The organism is Herbiconiux sp. SALV-R1 (genome assembly GCF_013113715.1).
In the GTDB taxonomy this organism is placed as follows: domain Bacteria; phylum Actinomycetota; class Actinomycetes; order Actinomycetales; family Microbacteriaceae; genus Herbiconiux.
In genome coordinates this window covers 4,338,456-4,359,262 of the sequence record NZ_CP053344.1, presented here as the reverse complement: position 1 = coordinate 4,359,262, position 20,807 = coordinate 4,338,456, and the positions used below count along the sequence as shown (strand labels likewise).

The window sequence follows — 20,807 nt, the reverse complement described above, 5'->3', positions numbered from 1 at the left end:
CGTTGCTCCTCCAGTATCGCCGCCGACGGTTACACGCGTGTTTCGCCGTGTAACTTTTCGACAACTCGGATGCTTCATGCCGGGCCTGCGGCAGTGAATCAGCCGTGCAGCGCGGGCACGAGTTCGTCGAGCGGCGTGAAGCCGAAGCGCGGGAACGCCTCGGCCGTGCCGGCGTGGGTGAGCCGCCCGTTGACCGTCGACACCGCGGGCGCGAGCGCCGGGGTCGCCTCGACGGCGGCGCGCCAGCCGAGGTCGGCGAGCCGCACCACGTAGGGCAGCGTGGCGTTCGTAAGAGCGGCGGTGGAGGTGGCCGAGACCGCACCGGGCATGTTCGCGACGCAGTAGAAGATCGAGTTCCCGACCAGGTAGGTGGGATCGTCGTGGGTGGTGGGGCGCGAGTCTTCGAAGCATCCGCCCTGGTCGATGGCGATGTCGACGAGCACCGAGCCCGGCTTCATGCGCGACACCAGCTCGTGCGACACGAGCTTCGGTGCCTTGGCGCCCGGCACCAGCACGGCGCCGATCACGAGGTCGGCCTCGAGCACCGAGCGCTCCACCTCGAAGGCGTTCGACACCACGGTCTTCACGCGCCCGGCGTAGACCTCGTCGAGGTGCCGCAGTCGCGGGATGCTGAGGTCGAGCACCGTCACCTCGGCACCCGCGGCGACAGCCTGCTGCACCGCGTTCTCGCCCGCCATGCCGCCGCCGATCACGACGACCTTGGCGGGGCGCACGCCCGGCACGCCGCCGAGCAGCACACCGCGGCCGCCCTGCGACCCCATGAGGTGGTAGCTGCCCACCATCACACTGAGGCGGCCGGCGACCTCGCTCATCGGTGCGAGCAGCGGCAGGGTGCCGTCGGCGAGCTGCACGGTCTCGTAGGCGATCGCTGTCGCCTTCGACTCGAGCAGGGCTTCGACCAGGGGCTCGGCCGCGGCCAGGTGGAGGTAGGTGAAGATGAGCTGCCCCTCGCGCATCCTGCCGTATTCGGGGGCGATGGGCTCCTTGACCTTCACGATCATCTCGGCGCCCCACACGGTGTCGAGGTCGACGACGGATGCTCCTGCCGCCTCGTACTCGTCGTCGCCGATCGCCGCACCCACGCCCGCCCCGCGTTCGACGAGCACGGTGTGGCCGTGCCTGACGAGCTCGAACACCCCGGAGGGGGTCATGGCGACGCGGAACTCGTTGTTCTTGGTCTCTTTCGGCACTCCGATGATCATCGGGGGTCTCCTTGTGGTGGGTGGGCGCCTTCGCTGCTTCTCGGGGAAATTATCGACATCGTTTCGCCTTGTGTCACGCATGCCGAATATAATTCGGTGTCGCCGCACATCTGGGCGCTGGATTCGGCAGGGAGTCATCGTGGTCGCCATCGACGAAATCGACGAGAGGATCGTCTGGGAGCTGTGCCGCGAGGCGCGGTTGCCGAACAAGGAGCTGGCCGAGCGAGTGGGCATCGCACCCTCGACGTGCCTCGTGCGAGTGCGGGCGCTAGTGCAGAACGGGGTGTTGCGGTCGTTCCACGCGCAGCCCGACTGGGCGTCGCTCGGTCTGCCGATCGAGGCGATCGTCGCCGTGCGACTGAAGGCGCAGGCAAGGGCGCAGATCAAGACCTACGCGCAGCGGGTGGTGACGCTGCCGAACGTTCTGAACGTGTTCTTCCTCGGGGGCGCCGACGACTTCCTCATCCACGTGGCGTGTACGTCGACCGGGCAGCTGCGTGACTTCGTGGCGACGGAGCTCAGCATGGACAGCTCGGTGGCATCGACACAGACGAACATCATCTTCGACCACCTCATCGGGGTGCAGCACATGGCGGCGGGGGCGTCGTGGGCCGATGTGCGGGAGGCGGTGTCGACGCACTGACCACAGCGGATGCTCGCTTTGTCTGACGATCGGACGCTAGCGTGGGTTCGTGGAGGCGCGCGAAGGTGCTCGCCGGGCGGGAGTGGTCATGGCGGAGAACTCGGCTGCGGACGGAGAGTCACCGGTCGCGATCGTGACGGGAGCAGCATCCGGAGTCGGCTTCGCGACCGTCGGGCGCTTCCGTGCCCGGGGCACGCGGGTCGTGGCGGTCGATCGCGATGCGGATGCCGTCGCGCTCTTCTCCGACGACGCGGGCGTGGCCGTGGTGGTGGGCGACGTCGCCGAGCCGGGCACCGCCGACCGCGCGGTCGCCGCCGCGGTAGACGGGTTCGGGCGCCTCGACGTGCTCGTCAACAACGCGGCCCGCTTCCTGCTGAAACCGCTCGTCGACACCTCGCTCGACGAGTGGGATGGGCTCGTGGCCACGAACGTACGCGGCCTCTTCCTGTTCGCGCGTGCGGCGCTGCCCGCCATGACGGCGGGGGGCGGCGGGTCGATCGTGAACGTCTCGTCGATCTCGGGGCTCGTCGGCCTCGCGAACCAGGTCGCCTACGGGGCGACCAAGGGCGCGATCGTCGCCTTCAGCAAGGCCCTCGCCATCGAAGTCGCGGGCGCGGGCGTGCGCGTCAACGTCGTCGCCCCGGGCACCGTCGACACCCCCTTCGTGCGGGTGCCGCTGCGGGCCCTGCCCGACCCCGACGCGACGATGCGCGCGATCGCGGCGACGCATCCGCTGCAGCGCATCGCCCAGCCGCGCGAGATCGCCGACGCCATCCTCTACCTCGCCTCCCCCGAGGCCTCCTTCATCACCGGCACCGTCCTCCCCGTCGACGGCGGCTACACCGCCCAGTGACCCACGCTTCTCCCCCACAAAGTCCGTGATAACCACCGTCTTCCCGCACTTTGTCGGAGAGAACGTCGGCACCGCCTCGAGTCACGTCCTCTCGCGGTAGACGAGCTCCCTGACCAGGGCGACGAGCTTCTCCCGCTCCACGCCGGCTGCGGCGACGAACCGGTTCGTCGACGCGCCGTCGGCGACGGCGTGGAGGATTCTCGCGCAGTCGCCATCCTCCGATCGCCTCCTCACCGTATCGATAGGCGATGGAGAGCAGGTTGTAGAGGTCGGTGTAATCCTTCGGGGCGTTCCGTGAGGTCGTGGCGAAGGCCTTGAGGATGACCGCCGCCTCGACCTTCGGCACCCGCAGTCCGAGCCCGGGCGAGAGATCGATCCCCCGCCCGCCGCTGACGGTGCTGCGGAAGCGTCCGTCCGGGGAGGGCGCGAGAACGTCGATCTGCGCCTCGCCGCGCTCGTAGTGGTTGCCCGAGGTGGCGACGTAGTCCGCGTCGCGGAGGCGGTCGTGGCGGATGGCCGAGCTGGCGATCTTGGTGGAGATGCCGAGGTCGGCGTCGGCCGTCCTGCGGTCGACGCGTGGCGCATCCGGGTAGGCGAGGGTGAGGACCCCGACCATCTGGCCGCCGACGATCCTCGCCTCGGGCAGGTCTTCGCTGAGGCGGCACGCGTCGATCAGCGCCCGGAAGGCGTTGTCGTCTGCGGCGGACGTCGACACGGTCTCGACCACGCGAGCGGATCGACTCACCATCGGGCGAGCACCAGCGTGCGGAGACGCTCGACCGCTTCGTCGGCATCGGGGCCGCCGGTGCGTGCGACGTCCCAGGCCGCGAGCAGAGGGTCGGCGAGATCATCGCGATCACCGCCCGATGCCCATGCGCGGGCGGTCGACCAGATCGTGGGATCGGCCGGGATGGTGACCTCGAGCGTCGCCTTCGACTCGCGACTCCGGGCCAGCCCCATAGCCTCGAGCTCGACCCCGGAACCGACGTAGATGACACCGCGTCGCGGCCGTCGCCAGGGGGCGAGGGCGTCGGCGGCGAGATCACCGGAGAGCAGGGAGGTCTCGACCTCACTCGTCACACGAGCGGCCTGCTGCACGACGGGGGCCAGCCCGAACCACCACCCGCTCAGACCGCCGGCACCGGGGTAGTCGGCCAGGAACGAATCCCAGAGCTTCTCCGGATTCGTGCAGACCCAGCCCGATTCACGACGTTCGACGTGGTCGAGCACCTTGAGGCCCTGGGAGACCGCCGACTGCGTGATGCCGGACTCGGCGGCCAAGGTCGCTTGGTCGCGCGGTTCGGGGGTGCGCAGGAGCGAACGCATCAGAGCGAATCGCCCCCACGGCTTTCGCCTCCGCAGAAGGGTTGGGGCATCCTCCCGCATCACCGGGCGGAGCTCGTCCCCCTCGACGAGTGCCGTACCGTCTTCCACGGCCACGACGATGAGATCCGGATGCTCTGCCGCCAGCCGCCGACCGGCCGGGGTGAGCCTGGGCACGACGACGAGAACCGCGTCTTCGTCGGGGTCGAGACGACCGAGAACGCCGAGGTCGACGGGCTTCAGCGGATGCTGCCTCGTGATGACCCGCGCCGTCACCGAGCGGGACGGGAGCTGCAGAACAGCGCGACGGGGGCCGGATGGCCGCACGCGCACCCCGAGATTCTCCAGGGTGTCGATTCCGTCTCCGGCCGAGATCATGGATTCATATTAGCTTGAACGCGAAATTCCGATATAACTTATATCCGGTGATCTAGCTAAATATTTTCCGCAACCCGGACCGTCAGTGCCAGAAGCCCTCGTGCACGGAGGTGGCGGCAGGGAGGGCGACGGGGCCGGTGAGGGTGACGGCGCGGTCGCCGCGGGCGAAGACCTCGCGGCTGGGGAGGGAGAGGGTGGGAACGCCCTCCTGCTCGCCGACCAGGTCGCGGAGGGCCGCCTCGGAGAGGGCGAACACCACGGCCGGGATGCCCGACCAGTAGATGGCGCCCGAGCACATCGCGCAGGGTTCGGTGCTCGTGTAGAGGGTGCTGCCCGCGAGCTCGCTCGGCTCGAGCCGCTGGCCGCGTCGTGCACGAGGTTGGTCTCGGCGTGTCCGATGGGGTTGTGGCCCGTGATGACGGTGTTCTCGGCCTCGATGACGCGGCCGTCGGCGGTGACGAGCAGCGCGCCGAACGGGTGGTTGCCGTGCTCGCGGGCGCTGCGGGCCAGCTCGACGGCGCGCTCCAGGTGCGCGAGCGCGACGGGCTCGAGGTCGGCGGGGGCCAGAGAGGCATCGGATGCTTCGGGTGCGTGCATCCCGTCAGCATCCCACAGCCCCGCCGGGCTCGCGTTGGTCGCGCGAACTGCTCTCATTCCGGCGGTTGGGAGCATTTTGCGCGACGAAGACCCCCGCCCCTCACGAGGCGACGCAATCCAGCAGGCGGATGGCGTCGCCGATGCCGAGGCGGGTTCCGCGCGCGTACTCGCGGCGCCACACCGCGGTCGGCAGGCCCTGTCGCACCCGCTCGCGGTAGCTGCTCCAGTAGGGCGGTTCGACCGAGCGGGGCGCGTAGCCGAAGCGCACCGCGACGGTGTCGACGACGCCGAGCAGCGCGGCACCGTCGCCGTGCCGCTCGAGCAGCGCGCAGGCCGCGGCACCGGTGTGGAGCGTGGTGACGACCGCGTGCATGTCGCCGTCGCACACCGCACCGCGCACCGCCGACCGCACCTGCGACACGGCGTCGCGCCCGCGTCGCAGCTTGATGTAGAGGTGCGCGAGCCGCTGCGCCGCGGCGTCCGCCGCCCACCGGTGCCCGCAGCGCCGGGCCGCACGGTGCGCCTCGCCGAACGCTTCGAGCGCCTGGGCGGGCTTGTCGAGGTAGCCCTTCGCGATGCCTCGGAACAGGTGCACCTCGCTCTCGGCCCAGCCCGCGCATCCGGGTTCTTGGAGGTGGGCGAGGGCCCGCCGCATCCGCTCGTCGTGGCCGGTGACGTCACCCGCGACGGCCCGCCACATGCCGGTGCAGGCGGCGAACAGGGCGCGCAGCGTGGGGTCGCCCGAGGCCTCGGCCGCGGCCGCGCCCTCGAGAGCGTAGCGCTCACCGCCGAACTCGTCGCCCGAGCGGTGAATGTTCATGACCGCCCCGAAGTACGCCTTCGCCACGGTCGACGGATGCGCGGGGCCGGGCAGGGCGAGGGCCTGGTCGATCCAGAGGCGGGCGCGCTCGAAGAGCCCGCGGCGGAACCAGTGCCACGCCTGCCCTCCGACGAGCCGCAGCGCGTTCTCGCGGTCGCCGTGCGCGAGGGCGTGCTCGAACGCGAGGTGCAGGTCGGGGCGGGCGGCGTCGAGGGCGGCGTGGGCGTCGCGGGCCGCGTCGCCGCGCAGCTCGCCGTCGACCCGGAGCGCCCACGCGGCGAACCACTCGACGTGACGCTGCGCCCAGGCCTCACGCTCAGCGGCGCAGGCCGGCTCTGTCTCGCCCTGCTGCACGAACAGCTTCACCGACTCGAGCAGCCGGTAGTGGCGGCGGCCCGCGACGGTGTCGACGGCGACGAGCGACTTGCGGGCGAGGCCGAGGAGGAGCTCGCGGGCGGGTGGAGCAGTGGGAGGCGCGGCCGCCTCACCCCCGGCGTCGCGTTCGGCCGTCGCGCAGATCGCGTCGGCGGCGTCGCGGGTGAACGGCCCGGCGAACCAGGCGAGCTGGCGGAGGAGGGTGCGCTCGGCGGGGGTGAGCAGCTCGACGCTCCACGCGATGGTGTTGTGGAGGCTGGCGTGGCGCGCCGTGGAGGGCGCGTGCCGGTCGAGCAGGCCCTCCGCGTCGATCGCGTTGCGGAGCTCGTCGAGGTCGAGCACGTCGAGCCGCGCCGCGGCGAGCTCGAGGGCGAGCGGGAGGCCGTCGAGGCGGGCGCACACGGCACGGATGCTCCGCTGCGCGTCACCCGAAGCCTCGAACCCGGGCGACGAATCCGCAGCCCGCGCGGCGAACAACGCCACCGCGTCACCGCTGTCGTCGACCGACATCGGCGCGATCGGCACGAGCCGCTCTCCGGGAACGCGGAGCGCCTCGCGCGTGGTGACGAGCACGGTGAGCCCGGGGCAGTGCGCCAGGAGCGTGACGACGAGCTCGGCGACCTCCTCCCGCACGTGCTCGGCGTTGTCGAGCACGAGCAGGGCGCGGCGCCCGCCGAGCCGCTCCGCCACGGCCTCGACGGCCTCGACCGCGGTGCGGCTCGCCGCGCGCGGGCCCGCGGCCCCAACCCGATCGGCGAGCAGCTCGGCGACGAGACCCCGTGTCGACGCGGAACCGCCCAGGCCGCCGTCCGCCCGGAGCGGCGCGAGCTGGATCATCCACTGCTCGTCGTCGTCGGGATGCTCTACCCGCCGCGCGCACTCGATGGCGAGCCGTGTCTTGCCGACTCCCCCGGGGCCCACGAGGGTGACGAGCCGTGAGCTGCGACGAGCCTCGGCGATCGCCGCCATCTCCTCGGCCCGACCGACGAACGAGCTCACCGGCAGCGGGATGCCCCGTCGCGCGACCGCCCCGCCGCCCCTCCGCGGCGAGACCGCCGGGTCGAACCGCACGATCGCCTCCCGCAGAGTCACCGCGTCGAACGTCGCGGGCCTGTCGGGTGCCTCGGTGATGACGGCGGCGGCGGCCCCTCCGTCGCGCACCTCTTGCGCGACCCCGTCGTCGGCCCAGAGCTCGTGGGAGGCGTGCCACCTCCGGCTCGGCTGCGCCGCCGCCACCACCCCGGCCTCCACCACGCCGCGGTGCGGATTCCGGGCCCGCTCGGTGCCTCCATCACCGGCCCCGGCACCCGCGCCCGCGTTGGCGCCCGCCCCGGCACCCGCACTCGCGCTGGCACCCGCACCCGCACCCGCACCGGCTCCCGCAACGCGCACCGCGCGAACCCCGTCGTCGCACCCACCGGCACCGGAACCCGCGCCGGCACCGGCACCCACCTCCGCGCAGGCACCCGCATTCGCGCTGACGCCCCCGCCGCGCACCGCGCGCCCCGCGCCGACGCCCCCGCCGGCACACGCACCCCCGCCCGCACCCGCGCGAGCCCCGAAGGCGCCCTCCGCCCCACCGCCCTCGAGGCCCTCCGCCCCCTCGTCGAGCAGGCGCAGGGCCTCGGCGGGGCGCCCCAGGCGGGCCGTCGCCTGGGCCGCGAGCAGGATCACCGACTCCCCCACCTCGGCGCCACCCGCCGACAGCGCCGTGAGCGCCTCGAGGGCCTCCCCCGCCGCCCCCGCGGCGAGTCGACCCTCGGCGTAACGCTCGATCGACCTCTCCCGCAGGCGCCGCAGTCTCGCCCGCGCCGGCGCCACGAAGGGGAACCCCTCGAGATCGGCGAGCGGCACCCCCGCCCAAAAGCCCGCGCTCCGGGGAGCCACCCCGAACTCCCCCGCCTCCCCGAGCCGCGCCAGCACCTCCGCGTCGATCTCGGCCCCCGCCGGATCGAGCAGGTACCCGCCCCGCCCTCCCACGATCAGCCCGCCGAGCTCGCCCTGCCGCAGCCGCGACACCTGCGCGCGGAGCGAGCTGACGGCGGCGCTCGGCGGCGCGCCCCACAGCTCCTCCACCAGCTCGGCGGTGGTGACGGGCTCGCCCGGGGTGAGCGCGAGCCGAGCGACGATGGCTCGCCGGAACACCCCGCCGAGCAGCAGATGCTCCCTCCCCCGCCGCACGCGCACGGGGCCGAAGAGCTGGATGCGGATACTGGTCACCCGTGCAGTATTCACCACCCTGTAAAGTTAGTCAATAGCCTCACGGGCAACAGCATCCGCACCGCACCCCAGCTCAGAACCGCGCGATGAAACTGCCCAGGATGCGGTCGACCGCCGCCAGGTCGTCGTCACTGTTCGCCTGCACGTTGACCGTGATGACGTAGCCGCCGTCGTCACTCGTCGCCGCCAGCGACACGTACTGCGCGCCCACCCCGCCGCACGAGTCGAACACCTCGAACTGGCCCGTGTGGTACCCGTCGGCGAACGGCTGCCGCCCGAGCGAGGTGCACCCCTCGCCGAGCAGGAAGTCGGCGCTCCCCTGCAGCAGCGCCTGCGGGTCGATCACCCCCACCGCCTCGGCCGACGCGGCGATCGCGACGCCCGGCGTGTTCCACGAGCCGTTGAACCCGTCGAGCGAGGGCGCTGCGACGATGCTCGCCCAGGTGCCCGCATCCGTCTGCAGCGGAGCCCCGTCGATCTCGCTCCACGCCGCAGGCACCTCCACGAGGATGGCGCCGCTGTCGTCGGAGACCGTCTCGAAGGCGCCCGCGCTCGAGCCGTCGTCAGCGCCCGCGACCCCGGATGCGCCGATCACCTCGACCGGTTCGAAGGCGTCTCCGCTGAACTGCCCGCGGTAGTACAACCCCTCCCCGGGCCGGTAGAGCTCCCCGTCGATCACCCCGCTCTGCCCGTGGGTGCGGAGCACGTCGCAGTAGTCGGCGAGGGTGCCGTCCTGCGCCAGGGTGACCCCCTGCATCCTGGTCAGCACGTCGCCGGGCTCGACGCCCGCCGCATCGGCCACCGACCCGGCAGCGACCGAACTCACCCACACACCGAGCCCGTTGCCCTCGTCGTCGGTGAGGGCGTGGGCGTTGATGCCGAGGCTCAGCACATCCGTTCCCGCCTCGAGCTCGTCGAGCACGGCCTGCACCTCGTCGCGGTGGATGGCGAGGTTGGTGTCGTAAAGGTCGCTGCCGGCGTAGTTCACGCCCATCAGCCGGCCCTCGGTGTCGACCAGGGGGCCGCCGGAGTTGCCGGGGCGGATGCGCGCGTCGTGCTCGATCACCGAGTCGAGCGAGGCCCACGGCGTCTCACCGGGGGTCGACGCCTTCGACACGATGCCGCGCGTCATGGTGAAGGTCGGGTCGCCGAGCGGAAAGCCGGCGGCGTACACATCGGTGGCCGTCGCGATCTCCCCGTCGTGCCAGGCGAAGTACGGGTAGTCGCCCTTCTGCAGCTGGATCACCGCCAGGTCGAGACACTCGCTCGACGCCACCACCTGCGCGTTCAGCGTCTTCGCCGTGTCACCCCCGCGCCACACGTCGAGCGTGCCGGCGCCGACCACCACGTGGTTGTTGGTGAGGGCGAGCCCGTCGGGTGAGATGAGGAACCCGGTGCCCCGGCCGGCGCCCTCGTAGTCGCCGTACGAGGGGTCGGCGAAGGTGCCGACGGCCTCGATCTGCAGCACCGCCGACTGCACCTCGTCGAAGCCCACGGCGCCGGCCGCGTTCACGCCGGGGCCGGCGGTTCCGGATGCTCCGCCCCGGTCGGCGGGGCCGCCCCCGAACCCGAAGGAGCAGGCGGTGAGGGCGAGGACGGCGAGGGTGCCGACGGCGGTCGCGGCGGCGCCGCGCCGCAGCGGGCGGGCGGTGCGCGAACGTGGCTGGGAGGAACGTGGGTCAGAGGTAGGGAGTGGTCGAATCATGCGGGCCAGCGTAGGCAGCGGACAGCGTTGCCCGAGCAGGGATCCCCACCCCGCAAGCATCCGGCAATCCGCCGCGCTCAGCCCTCCACGGGCACGTGCACCTCGCTGTCGGGCGGCAGCGTGCGCCCACCCAGGGCGCGCCGCCGCTGCCCGAGCGCGAGGAGCGGGAACAGCAGCACCGAGAGCATCCCGGCCCCCACCAGCGCCGCGGCCGTCGACGGCTGGATCACACTCTCGGCCACCCCGATGTTGGTCACCGCCACGATGATCGGCAGCCCCGTGGCGCTGAACAGCCCGATCGCCACCCGGTCACGACGGCCCGCACCGGGCGGCGCGGCGAGCGCGCCCGGCAGCCCGCGCACGAGGAGCAGCAACACCACCGACGCGATCATGAGCGCGATCGACGAGGGACTCTCGACGAGCGAGGAGAGGTCGAAGGTCACCCCGGTGTAGATGAAGAAGATCGGCACCAGGAAGCCGAACGCCACCGCCTCGAGCTTCGACTCGACCAGCTCGAGGTCGGCCCGGTCGCCGCCCTTCAGCAGCACGCGGTAGAGCACGCCGGCGGCGAACGCCCCGAGCAGCATGTCGAGGCCGAGCACGATGCTGAGCACCACGAGGGCGGCGACCACGAGGAGCACGAGGCGAACCGCGAACTGCCCGCTGGTGTGCAGCGTCGCCGCCACGAGGGAGTGCAACCGCGGGTAGGGGCCGCGCGAGGCGAAGAAGATGGCGAGGCCCGCCACCAGCACGAAGCCGATCAGCACGAGCGTCGAGGTGACCGGCGAGCGCCCGCTGAGGAACAGCGAGATGGCCACCAAAGGCCCGAACTCACCCACCGCGCCCACCGCGGTCACCGCCCTGCCGAACGGCGTCGACAGTTCGCCGGCGTCGCGCAGCACCGGCATGAGGGTGCCGAGCGCGGTCGAGGTGAGGGCGATCCCGACGACGATGCCCGCCTCGATGGACGGCGTCACGAGCAGCCCGGCGGCGACGCCCGCGACCAGCGAGATCAGCCAGCCGAGGCCCGCCCGGCGCAGCGGCCTCCCACTGATGGCCTTGAAGTCGATCTCGTTGCCCGCCATGAAGAAGAGCATCGCGAGCCCGAACTCCGACAGGCCGTCGATGAACCCGCTCTCGTCGACCCAGCCGAGCAGGCTCGGGCCGACCAGGATGCCGAGCACGATCTCGAACACCACGAGCGGCACCTTCGCCACCCGACCGACGAGGGAGGCGACCAGCGGGGCCAGCACGGCGAGCCCCGCCACCACCCCGATCGAAACCGGATCGAGACCGTCCACGCCCACCCCCTCCAGCGAACACTAGCGCGTGGGCGTGGCGGCCGCGCATACGTCAGCTCGTGAGGTGCCGCTCCTCGGGCCCGTTGTAGGCCGACAGCGGGCGGATGAGGGCGTTCGAGGCGAGCTGCTCGCTGATGTGCGCGGTCCACCCCGTGATGCGCGAGGCGACGAACAGCGGGGTGAAGATCTCGGTGTCGAAGCCGATGAGGTGGTACGCGGGCCCCGACGGGTAGTCGAGGTTCGGCTGGATGGCCTTGCGCGCCTGCATCGCGTCGTTCAGCGCCTCATAGAGGGCGAGCAGGTCGGGCCGGTCGTACTCGGCGACGAGGGTGTCGAGCGAGGCCTTCATGGTGGGCACCCGCGAGTCGCCGTTCTTATACACGCGGTGGCCGAAGCCCATGATCTTCTTCTTATTCGCCAGCGCATCCTCGAGCCACCCCTCCGCGGCGTCGGCCGAGCCGATCTCGTCGAAGATGTGCATGACCGCCTCGTTGGCCCCGCCGTGCAGCGGGCCCTTGAGCGCGCCGATGCCGGCCACGACCGCCGAGTACAGGTCGGAGAGCGTCGAGGTCACCACCCGCGCGGTGAAGGTGGACGCGTTGAAGGAGTGCTCGGCGTAGAGGATCATCGACACGTCGAAGGCCTTCACCACGACGTCGGAGGGCACCTCGCCGAACGTCATCCTCAAGAAGTTCGCCGAGTAGCCGAGCGACTCGTCGGGCTCGACGAGCTCCTGGCCGCGCCGGCGGCGCTGGTCGTACGAGACGATGGCGGGCAGCTTCGCGAGCAGCGCCACCGACTTGGCGAGGTTGCCCTCGGGCGACGCGTCGGCCCAGGCGGGGTCGAGCGCGCCGATCACCGACACGGCGGTGCGCACGACGTCCATCGGATGCGCGGTGAGCGGCAGCTCGTCGATCACCCGCTTCACGGCGGGGTCGAGCGCGCGCTGCGACCGCTCCTCCTGCTCGAACGCGGCGAGCTCCTCGGCGGAGGGCAACTCGCCGTTCCAGAGCAGGTATGCCACCTGCTCGAAGCTGCACGAGGCCGCGAGCTCCTGCACGGGATAGCCGCGGTAGAGCAGCGAGTTGGTCTCGGGGTTCACCTTGGAGATCGCGGTGTAGTCGACGACGACGCCGGCGAGGCCCTTCTTGATGTCGGGCCCGGCGGCGCTGTCGGTGGCGGCGGGTGTCTTGCTCTGATCGGTCATGTCACTCCCTCGTGAAGATCCGCGTCTCAGCGGCCGGTCGGTACGTCGAAGTTGAACACGGAGGTGTCGAAGGCGTTGTACGCCTCGTAGTCGAGCAGCTCGTACAGCCTCGCACGGGTCTGCATGCCCGCCACCTCGCTCTTCAGCGACCCCTCCGCAGTGAGTGCGTCGAGCCCTCGCTCGGCGGCCCCCATGGCGATGCGCAGCAGCGACACCGGGTAGATGACGAGGTTCATGCCCACGTCGGCGAGCTGCTGCGTGCTGAACAGCTCGCTCTTGCCGAACTCGGTCATGTTCGCGAGCAGGGGCACGTCGGTGGCGGCCCGGATGGTCTCGAACTCCGACAGGTCGGCCATCGCCTCGGGGAAGATGGCGTCGGCTCCCGCGTCGACGAGCTGCTTCACCCGGTCGACGGCGGCGCCGAGCCCCTCGGCCCCGCGGATGTCGGTGCGCGCCATGATGAGCAGGTTCGGGTCGCGGCGGGCGTCGACGGCGGCACGGATGCGCTTCACGGCCGTATCCGCATCCACCACGGCTTTGCCGTCGAGGTGTCCGCAGCGCTTCGGGTTCACCTGGTCTTCGATGTGCAGGCCCGACACGCCGGCGTCTTCGAGGGTCTCCACGGTGCGGGCGACGTTCATCGGTTCGCCGAACCCGGTGTCGGCGTCGATGAGGGTGGGCAGGTTCGTCATGCGCGAGATCTGCCCGCCGCGCGTCGCCACCTCGGTGAGGGTGGTGAGGCCGATGTCGGGAAAACCGAGGTCGGCGGCGATGACCGCGCCGGAGATGTAGACCCCCTCGAAGCCCTTCTCCTCGATGAGCCGGGCGCTCAGCGGGTTGAAGGCGCCGGGCATCCGTTGCAGTTCACCGGAACTCAGCGCCTCGCGGAACCTCGCGCGCTTCTCGGCGGCGGGAACGGTGGAGTACAGCATCAGAACAGTCCCTTCGGCAGCGCGATGGCCTCGAGGAGGCCGGGGCGGGCGACGATGTTGAGCCGGCGCACCTCGTCGGGGGTGAGCTCGGGCAGGCGCTCGACGAGGCCCAGGAAGCGCTCGATCTCGGCGTCGTCGACGACCCCCTCGGCGAGGATGCGGAGCTTGCGCACGTAGTCGGCGCGCGCGAACGGCCGGGCGCCCAGCGGATGCGCGTCGGCGACGGCGATCTCGTCGGTGATGGTCGACCCGTCGTGCAGGATGATCTCCACCCGGCCGCCGAAGGCCTTCTCGGCCGGGTCGTTGGAGTGGTAGCGGCGGGTCCACTCCGGGTCTTCGAGGGTGCGCACCTTGTTCCACAGCTCGACGGTGTCGGGGCGACCGGCGCGCGCCGGCGCGTAGGAGTCGACGTGGTGCCAGCTGCCGTCCTGCAGGGCGACGGTGAAGATGTAGGGGATGGAGTGGTCGAGCGTCTCGCGGCTCGCGGTGGGGTCGTACTTCTGCGGGTCGTTCGCGCCCGAGCCGATCACGTAGTGCGTGTGGTGGCTGGTGTGGATGGTGATGCTGCCGACGTAGGCCGGGTCGGCGAGCTCGGGGTGCTCGCGGTGGAGCTTGCGGGCGAGGTCGATCCAGGCCTGCGCCTGGTACTCGGCCGAGTGCTCCTTCGTGTAGGTGTCGAGGATGCCGCGCTTGGCCTCGCCCGCTTCGGGGAGCGGGACGCTGTAGCGCGCATCCGGACCATCGAGGAGCCACGCGATGACGCCGTCTTCGCCCTCGTAGATCGGGGTTGGCGACGTCTGGCCGCGCATTGCCCGATCGACGGCTTCGACCGCCATCTTGCCGGCGAAGGCGGGGGCGTGCGCCTTCCAGGTGGAGATCTCGCCCTTGCGCGACTGGCGGGTGGCGGTGGTGGTGTGCAGCGCCTGGCCGATGGCCTGGAAGATCGTCGGCACGTCGAGGCCGAGCAGCGTGCCGATGCCGGCGGCGGCGCTCGGGCCGAGGTGGGCGACGTGGTCGATCTTGTGCTTGTGCAGGCTGATCGCCTTCACCAGGTCGACCTGGATCTCGTACCCGGTCGCGATACCACGCAGGAGCGCCGCACCGGTGGCGCCGGTGTGCTGGGCGACGGCGAGGATGGGCGGGATGTTGTCGCCCGGGTGCGAGTACTCGGCGGCGAGGAAGGTGTCGTGGTAGTCGAGCTCGCGCACGGCCACGCCGTTCGCCCAGGCGGCCCACTCGGGGCTGTAGCCGCCCGTGACACCGAACACGGAGGCGCCGGGGGCGTAGGGGTGGTCGAGCGCCTGGGCACGGGCGGCGACGCCCGGGCCGCGGGTGATCGACGCCACGGCGACGCTCGCATTGTCGATGATGCGGTTGATCACCATCTCGGTGACCTCGGGGTCGACCGCGACGGGGTCGGCGGCGACCTCGGCGATCTTCCAGGCCAGCTGGCCCTCGCGGGGCAGGTTCTCGTCGCTCTTGTAGACGCGCACCTCGTGCTGCTTCATCGGGCGGTTCTCCTCATCGGGGTGGTTCGGCTGTCGGGGGTGTGTCGGGGGTTCGTGGCGGGTCGGGTCGTCGTGGCGGGTCGGGGGACGTTCAGCGGATGCGCCTCGTCGAGAGCGGCGAGCGAGGCGAGCGTCGAACGCAGGCTGCGGTGCAGGTGCACCCGGGTGGCGTCTTGAGCGAGCTGCGCGTCGCCGTCGGCGATGGCCTCCACGATGAGCAGGTGTTCGCGGGCAGCCTCGAGCAGTCGCTCGGGGTTGTCGTGCGAGAGACGACGGATGCGCACCAGATGCGTGCGCACACCGTCGAGCGCTGAGACCAGGAACGGGTTGCCGACCGCCCGGTCGACCGCGTCGTCGAAGCGGGTGACGAGGTCGTAGTAGGCGCGGCGGGCGGGGTCGGGGTCGTCGAGCAGCGGCGCCACGTCGCGGAACTCGTCGCGGAGCGCGCGGAAGGGCTCCGGGTCGCGGCGGCGGGCGGCGAGACCCGCTGCCTCCGCCTCGAGCAGGCGCCGCAGCTCGAACAGCTCGACGACGTTCTCGGCCGAGACCGGGGCGACGATGAGGCCGCGCCCGCCGAGCGGCTCGGCGAGCCCGTCGGCCACGAGCCGCGCGAGGGCCTCGCGCACCGGTGTGCGCGAGATGCCGAGTCGCGCCGAGAGCTCGAGCTCCGCGAGCACAGTGCCCGGCTCGAGGCTCCAGTCGAGGATGTCGGAGCGCAGCAGCGCATACGCCGTCTCACCGGCGCGAGCCACGAGCACCCCGCTGTGTATACATTGGCGTTAGTTTAGCGCCCCGAGAGCCCGTTTTCCAGCTCTCCATTCCACCTGTGTATACAGGATCCTCGGAAGACTCAACGAAGGAAGACGAAGGGCAGCCAGGAGAAGCCGAGGGTCAGCACCGTGCTCGCGGAAGCGCCGAGAGCGATGGCGGCCGGGATGCGACCAGCCGAGCCGCGTTGCACGAGGCAGGCGACCGAGCAGACCAGACTCGCGACCACGAGCGAGCCCGTCACCAGCACCTGAAGCATTCCGAGCCCCAGCAGCGACTCCGACGCCCCGGTCGGCAGCAGCCGGGAGACGACACCGAGAACGAGCCCGAAGACCGGGACGAGCACGGCGAACAACAAGGCGGCTCGCCCCAGGGTCGGCGACGGTCGCGGTGCCTCAAGCGAGTCGGAGATAAGCATGTCTCAGTTTATCGTGTGTCGGATCGCGGCCCGCGCATCCACTCTCCGACGTTCGGGGGTAGCTTGAGCGCATGACGTTCAGGCCCGACGCGAAACTCGACTCCGGCAAGGTCTCCCGGAGGGGCAGAACCGCGGCGATCGGCGGCGGTGGAGCCATCGTGGTGGTGGGTCTCGTGCTGCTGTCGCAGCTCGTGGGCGTCGACCTCACCGGGTTCGCCGGCCTGCTCGGCGGCGACCAGGGCGGCAGTCAGAGCCAGAGCGAGCAGGCGCTCGACTGCGACACGGGGGCCGACGCCAACTCGAACACCGACTGCCTGGTGGTAGGCGCCGCGAACTCCCTTGACGCGTACTGGCCGGGCGCCGCGACGGCGCTCGGGGTGTCGTACACCTCGCCGCGCGACGTCGTGCTGTTCGAGCAGCAGACCTCGACCGGATGCGGGCAGGCGTCGAGCGCCATCGGCCCCTTCTACTGCCCGCCCGACCAGACCATCTACCTCGACACCTCGTTCTTCGGTGAGCTGCGCGACCGCTTCGGGGCGAGCGGCGGGAGTCTCTCGCAGATGTACGTGATCGCGCATGAGTGGGGCCACCACATCCAGCAGCTCTCGGGCACGCTCGACCGCATCGACCACTCGGCCACCGGGCCCGGCTCCGACGCCGTGCGCTCGGAGCTGCAGGCCGACTGCTTCGCGGGCGCCTGGGTGAAGTCGGCGTCGACGACACCGGATGCGAACGGAACACCCTTCCTCGAGCCGGTCACCGACGAGCAGATCGCCGATGCCCTGAACGCGGCTTCGGTGATCGGGGACGACCGGATCCAGCAGGGGGCGGGCGGCCAGGTGAACCCCGAGTCGTGGACTCACGGGTCGAGCGAGTCGCGCCAGAAGTGGTTCGGTGTCGGGCTCGCGAGCGGGCCCGCGGCGTGTGACACCTTCTCGGTCGAGGAGTCGCAGCTCTGAGGCGTTCTCGACTCGATTCGGGAGCATCCGGTGCATAGGCTCGAAGGGTGACTTCTGACGACGCTCTGCGGCTGCACTTCCCGCGGGGACAGGCGAGTCTCGAGGTGCTCCGCGCCGAGGCCGCCGACGAGCTCGACACCATCGTGCACGAGCGGCTGCTGGCGGGGGAAGACCCGTGGGAGTTCATGGAGGAGCTGCCGAGCGTCGACGAGCTCGTGGTCTATCTGTTGCGGGCCGACACCATCACCGAAGACGGCGGGCGGGCGCCCACGCCGGCGCGCGACTACCGGGTGCTGAGGCAGATCGCACTCGATCATCCGGCGCTCACGCGCACGGTGTGGCGCATCATCGGGAGCACCGGGGCGCAGGGCGGACCAGGTCTGGGGTCAGGTGGGAGTCACCGCAAAGCTCCCTGAGACGGGGTTCCGTCGAGGCGGCGAGCCGGGAAGGGTGGGTGACTCCTGATCGCAACCGGAAGGAAGAACCATGCTCACCCTGACCGAGAACGCAGGCACCGTCGTCAAGACCCTCGCCGACCGCACCGTCGTGAGCCTCGGCGAGAACCCGGGGGCCTCGGAGGCCGGGCTCCGCATCTCGTCGGCGGCGACGAACGACAGCTTCGACGTGGCGGTCGCGCCACGGCCCGAGCCCACCGACCAGATCGTGGAGAGCGCCGGGGCGCGCGTCTACCTCGAGGAGAGCGTCGCGCCGGTGCTCGAAGACACGGTGCTGGATGCGCAGGTCGACGATGCGGGGTCGGTGCACTTCTCGTTGGCACGCGTCTGACGTACCTCAGCTTCCGAGGGTGTGGCGGCGGAACCTGTCGGTGAGCCGCTGCCACACCGACTCCTTCGGAACGAGGGACTCGGTTCGGGCCGTCGGCGGCTGACCCGCGGCGCCGCTCTGCGTGAGCTCTTGAACCTGCACGTGCTCGGAGAGCAGCACGGTTCCCTCTTCGGGCCGCGCAGCGGCAAGGGCGGTGGCACCGCCGATGGTCGTGGCTCCGCCGAGTGCGGGCCGACCCTCGGCCACCCAGCTCAGATAGGCGGTGTAGGGGTCGGAGGAGTCGGGCACGGCGTCGACGCTCACGGGAGCGCTGGAGCGGCGATATCTCGACCCCATGGTCCCCCTCCTCCCGAGCGTCGCAGGCAGGCCGACCCCGCGCCGGGTGGCGGCCTACGCACAGCCTACGCGGAGAGTCTCAGTTCTTCGTGTGCGAGTGCGTCGAAAGTGCGACCGTCGATGACGACGAGCACCCCGTCGCCGCGGCATTCCAGGCACAGCGTGACCTCATCGCGGTCACCGCGATCGGTGTCGAACCAGCCCTCGCCGTCGAACCAGCCCTGGACCGGGTCGGCACCCGACCCCTCGCACCTCGTGCACAGTTCTGTCTCGTTCATGGGGCAATTTTGCGCTCGACCACCGACATCGGGTGCACCCACGCCGGTCGGGCGGCGATTCACGGGGAGTTCTCCCCATCGCGTCGCCGCGCACCGCTGCCTAGGCTCGCCTCATGACCCACGCGATGACCCCCGCCTCCCGAGGATCCGCGGTGCATTCGAACCCGGATGCGTCGGATGACGACGCTTTCGACGACCTGCTCTGGGAGCTCGACACCACCACGGTGCGCCCTCGTGCGGCAGCCGATTCGGCGCCGACCGCGCACCTGGTGCCTTCCGTCGCGAGGCCGGCCGCCGCATCCGCTCGCCGCCCGCATCCGCGCGGACGCTTCCACCGCCCCGAGCTGCAGACACCGTGGGAGCGCATCTCGCGCAACCGGCTGGTGCAGGTGGCGGCGGGCACGCTGCTGGTGGGCGGCACCGCCACCCTGGTCGTGCTCGCGCTGACGCAGTAGCGCTGCGCGGCGCTGAGAGCTACGGCGCCGGACTGAGCAGCACGGCCAGCATCGCCGCGGCCCCTCCGATGATGAAGAGCATCGTGCCGAGCTGCATGGTGCGCGACTTGTTGCGGTCGGCGGTGGGCACGTCGACCTCGAGGATCGGGCAGCCCGACCAGCCGATGAGCCCGATGCTGAGCACCACGACGGTGGAGGCGATCCACCAGAGCGTCTCGAGCCCGCCCGGGAGGTCGGCGGGCCGCCAGCCCGACGAGAGCAGCAGTCCGAGGGTGACGGCCGTCGAACCGACCGCCACGCCGAACCACACCGTGCCCGTGTGCATGATGCGCTTCACGTTCGTCTCGGGCGTCATGAGATCGTGAAGCGGCTGAATATCCTGTGTCACCCTCTCATTGTTACCCCAGATCAACTACTCCGCCCCGTCGTTTCGGAATTTCCCCGTCCCCGTCCTTCTGTCTGGGCCTGCCGCGTCGATCCGACGGCTCATCGCCGCAGGATGGCGGCGAGTACGAGCGGAGCGCGGAACGCCCTCACACCCTGGGTCGTCATCTCTTCCAGGATTCCCAGATCGACGAGCTTTCCGGCCGCCGTGCTCGCAGCCTGATAGGTCGCACCCGTGAGGTCCGCCAGATTCCGGATGTTGACGAAAGGTAGGCCGATCAGGTGATCGACGATGTCGCGCACGATCCCTCGTGCTTTGGCACCTCGCAACACGTCATGGAAGTGCTCTTGCACGGCGAGCAGCGACTCAAGCCTCGTGGCGGTATCAACGGCTGAGGCTTCGAGACCTTCAGCGAAGAACGTCACCCAAGGATTCCAGTCTCCAGTCACGCTCACCTCCGCGAGCGCATCCTGATACTTGTCACGCCGCGCCTCGAACCACGGCGACACGCTGAGAAGCGGCTCCGAGAGAGCATGATCCTGAAGCAGTTGAAGCACGATCAGCAGGCGGCCGAGCCGACCGTTCCCGTCATTGAACGGATGGATCGTTTCGAATTGGTAATGTGCCATGGCGGCCGCGACGAGCGGATCGCGACCGTCAGCAGACTCGTCGCTTCTCCTCACCCAATCGATCAGGTCACCGAAGGCCGCTCGAAGCGTCGCACCGGGCGGCATGGGAATGAACCGGGCTTGCTCCACCCCTCGACCTTGCGTGCCGATCGCGACTTGAATCGAGCGGGTCCTTCCCGCATCATCCGTGTCCGCCGCCGTGCCAGCCACAAGATCCGCGTGCAATTGCTCGATGAGGCCGACGGTGATCCGTCGCCCTTGCTCCAACGACTCGAAGGCGACTTCCGCAGCTTGCACATAGTTCAGCACTTCCCGCAGGGCCGATGAGCGGTTCGACTGATCGATCACATTCGCTGCGAGGACCTCCTCGAGAGGCGCAAAAGTCCCTTCCAGAGCCGACGTGCTCTGCGCTTCCCGACGGAGGGTCGGTTGCCGCAGGATGCTCGGATTCTTGACGATCGCGGACCCTTGCTGAAGCCGCCCGAGTGCGTGGCTGGCCCGCGACACCGCCCGCCAGGTTGAATTCGAGAGGGCAGGCTCAGCGCCCAGCGGATGAGGAACGTACGCGAAGTGATGGAACGAGGCGCCCGAGGTCTTGTCGGTGCCGCTGATCGGCGTCAGATTCCCTATCGGGCTCGCATCGAACTTTGTGACGTCCACAGCACACCTCGAAACTTGAAGTGACATCAGTGTAGTTCAAGTAATTCG

The 20,807-nt window shown here is 70.7% G+C and carries 21 protein-coding genes and 2 pseudogenes; 6 read left to right on the top strand and 17 right to left on the bottom strand.

The genetic code is table 11. From position 1 onward, the window contains the following. Positions 1-98 precede the first annotated feature (98 nt). Positions 99-1,223 (bottom strand): alanine dehydrogenase, encoded by a 1,125-nt coding sequence (gene ald, locus HL652_RS20680; RefSeq protein WP_171707049.1) that lies wholly within the window; start codon positions 1,221-1,223, stop codon positions 99-101. Positions 1,224-1,362: 139 nt separating this feature from the next. Between ald and HL652_RS20675 the strand changes: the two genes are divergently transcribed. Together HL652_RS20675 and HL652_RS20670 are read left to right on the top strand one after the other, a co-directional pair. Next, the gene (locus HL652_RS20675) at positions 1,363-1,866 is read left to right on the top strand and encodes an Lrp/AsnC family transcriptional regulator (RefSeq protein ID WP_253743526.1); all 504 of its coding nucleotides are present in this window, start codon (positions 1,363-1,365) and stop codon (positions 1,864-1,866) included. Between the two features lie 49 nt (positions 1,867-1,915). Beyond that, positions 1,916-2,719 (top strand): SDR family NAD(P)-dependent oxidoreductase, encoded by an 804-nt coding sequence (locus HL652_RS20670; protein WP_216603956.1) that lies wholly within the window; start codon positions 1,916-1,918, stop codon positions 2,717-2,719. Here HL652_RS20670 and HL652_RS20665 read toward each other — a convergent pair. From HL652_RS20665 to HL652_RS20615, 12 genes and pseudogenes are all read right to left on the bottom strand, one after another. Continuing rightward, a complete protein-coding gene (locus HL652_RS20665; protein ID WP_171707047.1) occupies positions 2,673-3,467 on the bottom strand; it encodes a hypothetical protein in 795 nt (264 codons plus the stop codon). The genes HL652_RS20670 and HL652_RS20665 overlap by 47 nt on opposite strands. Next, positions 3,461-4,420, bottom strand: coding sequence for a hypothetical protein (locus HL652_RS20660; protein WP_171707046.1), 960 nt, complete (start codon positions 4,418-4,420; stop codon positions 3,461-3,463). Before HL652_RS20660 ends, HL652_RS20665 begins: the two co-directional genes overlap by 7 nt. Positions 4,421-4,502: 82 nt before the next feature. After that, positions 4,503-4,721 (bottom strand): annotated as a pseudogene (locus tag HL652_RS21835) (tRNA-specific adenosine deaminase); the annotation flags it as partial. 113 nt (positions 4,722-4,834) lie between these two features. Continuing rightward, a pseudogene (locus HL652_RS21830) lies at positions 4,835-5,017 on the bottom strand (hypothetical protein); the annotation flags it as partial. A gap of 100 nt (positions 5,018-5,117) precedes the next feature. Continuing rightward, on the bottom strand, positions 5,118-8,432 hold the full coding sequence (locus tag HL652_RS20650) for an AfsR/SARP family transcriptional regulator (protein ID WP_171707045.1): 3,315 nt from the start codon (positions 8,430-8,432) through the stop codon (positions 5,118-5,120). A 73-nt stretch (positions 8,433-8,505) separates the two neighbouring features. Further along, positions 8,506-10,137, bottom strand: coding sequence for a S1C family serine protease (locus HL652_RS20645; RefSeq protein ID WP_171707044.1), 1,632 nt, complete (start codon positions 10,135-10,137; stop codon positions 8,506-8,508). A 77-nt stretch (positions 10,138-10,214) separates the two neighbouring features. Then, on the bottom strand, positions 10,215-11,438 hold the full coding sequence (locus HL652_RS20640; protein ID WP_171707043.1) for a cation:proton antiporter: 1,224 nt from the start codon (positions 11,436-11,438) through the stop codon (positions 10,215-10,217). A 52-nt stretch (positions 11,439-11,490) separates the two neighbouring features. Further along, positions 11,491-12,645 (bottom strand): bifunctional 2-methylcitrate synthase/citrate synthase, encoded by a 1,155-nt coding sequence (locus tag HL652_RS20635; RefSeq protein WP_171707042.1) that lies wholly within the window; start codon positions 12,643-12,645, stop codon positions 11,491-11,493. A gap of 26 nt (positions 12,646-12,671) precedes the next feature. Continuing rightward, complete coding sequence (gene prpB, locus HL652_RS20630) at positions 12,672-13,577, bottom strand: methylisocitrate lyase (RefSeq protein WP_171707041.1); 906 nt, start codon at positions 13,575-13,577, stop codon at positions 12,672-12,674. After that, positions 13,577-15,085, bottom strand: a complete 1,509-nt coding sequence (locus HL652_RS20625) for an MmgE/PrpD family protein (RefSeq protein WP_171707040.1) — start codon at positions 15,083-15,085, stop codon at positions 13,577-13,579. Before HL652_RS20625 ends, prpB begins: the two co-directional genes overlap by 1 nt. After that, on the bottom strand, positions 15,082-15,843 hold the full coding sequence (locus HL652_RS20620; RefSeq protein WP_171707039.1) for a GntR family transcriptional regulator: 762 nt from the start codon (positions 15,841-15,843) through the stop codon (positions 15,082-15,084). The genes HL652_RS20625 and HL652_RS20620 overlap by 4 nt, the downstream gene beginning before the upstream one ends. A gap of 92 nt (positions 15,844-15,935) precedes the next feature. Beyond that, complete coding sequence (locus HL652_RS20615; RefSeq protein WP_171707038.1) at positions 15,936-16,271, bottom strand: hypothetical protein; 336 nt, start codon at positions 16,269-16,271, stop codon at positions 15,936-15,938. A gap of 71 nt (positions 16,272-16,342) precedes the next feature. Between HL652_RS20615 and ypfJ the strand changes: the two genes are divergently transcribed. The 3 genes from ypfJ (at position 16,343) to HL652_RS20600 (ending at position 18,016) form a co-directional block, all read left to right on the top strand. After that, positions 16,343-17,230, top strand: coding sequence for a KPN_02809 family neutral zinc metallopeptidase (gene ypfJ, locus HL652_RS20610; protein ID WP_171707037.1), 888 nt, complete (start codon positions 16,343-16,345; stop codon positions 17,228-17,230). Positions 17,231-17,277: 47 nt separating this feature from the next. Then, positions 17,278-17,646: a tryptophan synthase subunit alpha gene (locus HL652_RS20605; protein WP_371743527.1), complete on the top strand. Its 369-nt coding sequence runs from the start codon at positions 17,278-17,280 to the stop codon at positions 17,644-17,646. 70 nt (positions 17,647-17,716) lie between these two features. Further along, positions 17,717-18,016 (top strand): Fe-S cluster assembly protein HesB, encoded by a 300-nt coding sequence (locus tag HL652_RS20600; RefSeq protein WP_171707036.1) that lies wholly within the window; start codon positions 17,717-17,719, stop codon positions 18,014-18,016. 6 nt (positions 18,017-18,022) lie between these two features. Here the strand turns inward: HL652_RS20600 and HL652_RS20595 are convergent, their stop codons facing one another. Then, on the bottom strand, positions 18,023-18,352 hold the full coding sequence (locus HL652_RS20595; RefSeq protein WP_171707035.1) for a hypothetical protein: 330 nt from the start codon (positions 18,350-18,352) through the stop codon (positions 18,023-18,025). A 65-nt stretch (positions 18,353-18,417) separates the two neighbouring features. Then, a complete protein-coding gene (locus tag HL652_RS20590) occupies positions 18,418-18,630 on the bottom strand; it encodes a hypothetical protein (protein WP_171707034.1) in 213 nt (70 codons plus the stop codon). 113 nt (positions 18,631-18,743) lie between these two features. On the opposite strand from HL652_RS20590, the gene HL652_RS20585 reads away from it, so the two are divergent. After that, positions 18,744-19,085: a hypothetical protein gene (locus HL652_RS20585; protein ID WP_171707033.1), complete on the top strand. Its 342-nt coding sequence runs from the start codon at positions 18,744-18,746 to the stop codon at positions 19,083-19,085. 19 nt (positions 19,086-19,104) lie between these two features. Here HL652_RS20585 and HL652_RS20580 read toward each other — a convergent pair whose 3' ends face one another. Continuing rightward, positions 19,105-19,473 (bottom strand): hypothetical protein, encoded by a 369-nt coding sequence (locus HL652_RS20580; RefSeq protein WP_171707032.1) that lies wholly within the window; start codon positions 19,471-19,473, stop codon positions 19,105-19,107. A gap of 98 nt (positions 19,474-19,571) precedes the next feature. After that, positions 19,572-20,759: a Fic family protein gene (locus tag HL652_RS20575; RefSeq protein WP_171707031.1), complete on the bottom strand. Its 1,188-nt coding sequence runs from the start codon at positions 20,757-20,759 to the stop codon at positions 19,572-19,574. Positions 20,760-20,807: the final 48 nt, after the last annotated feature.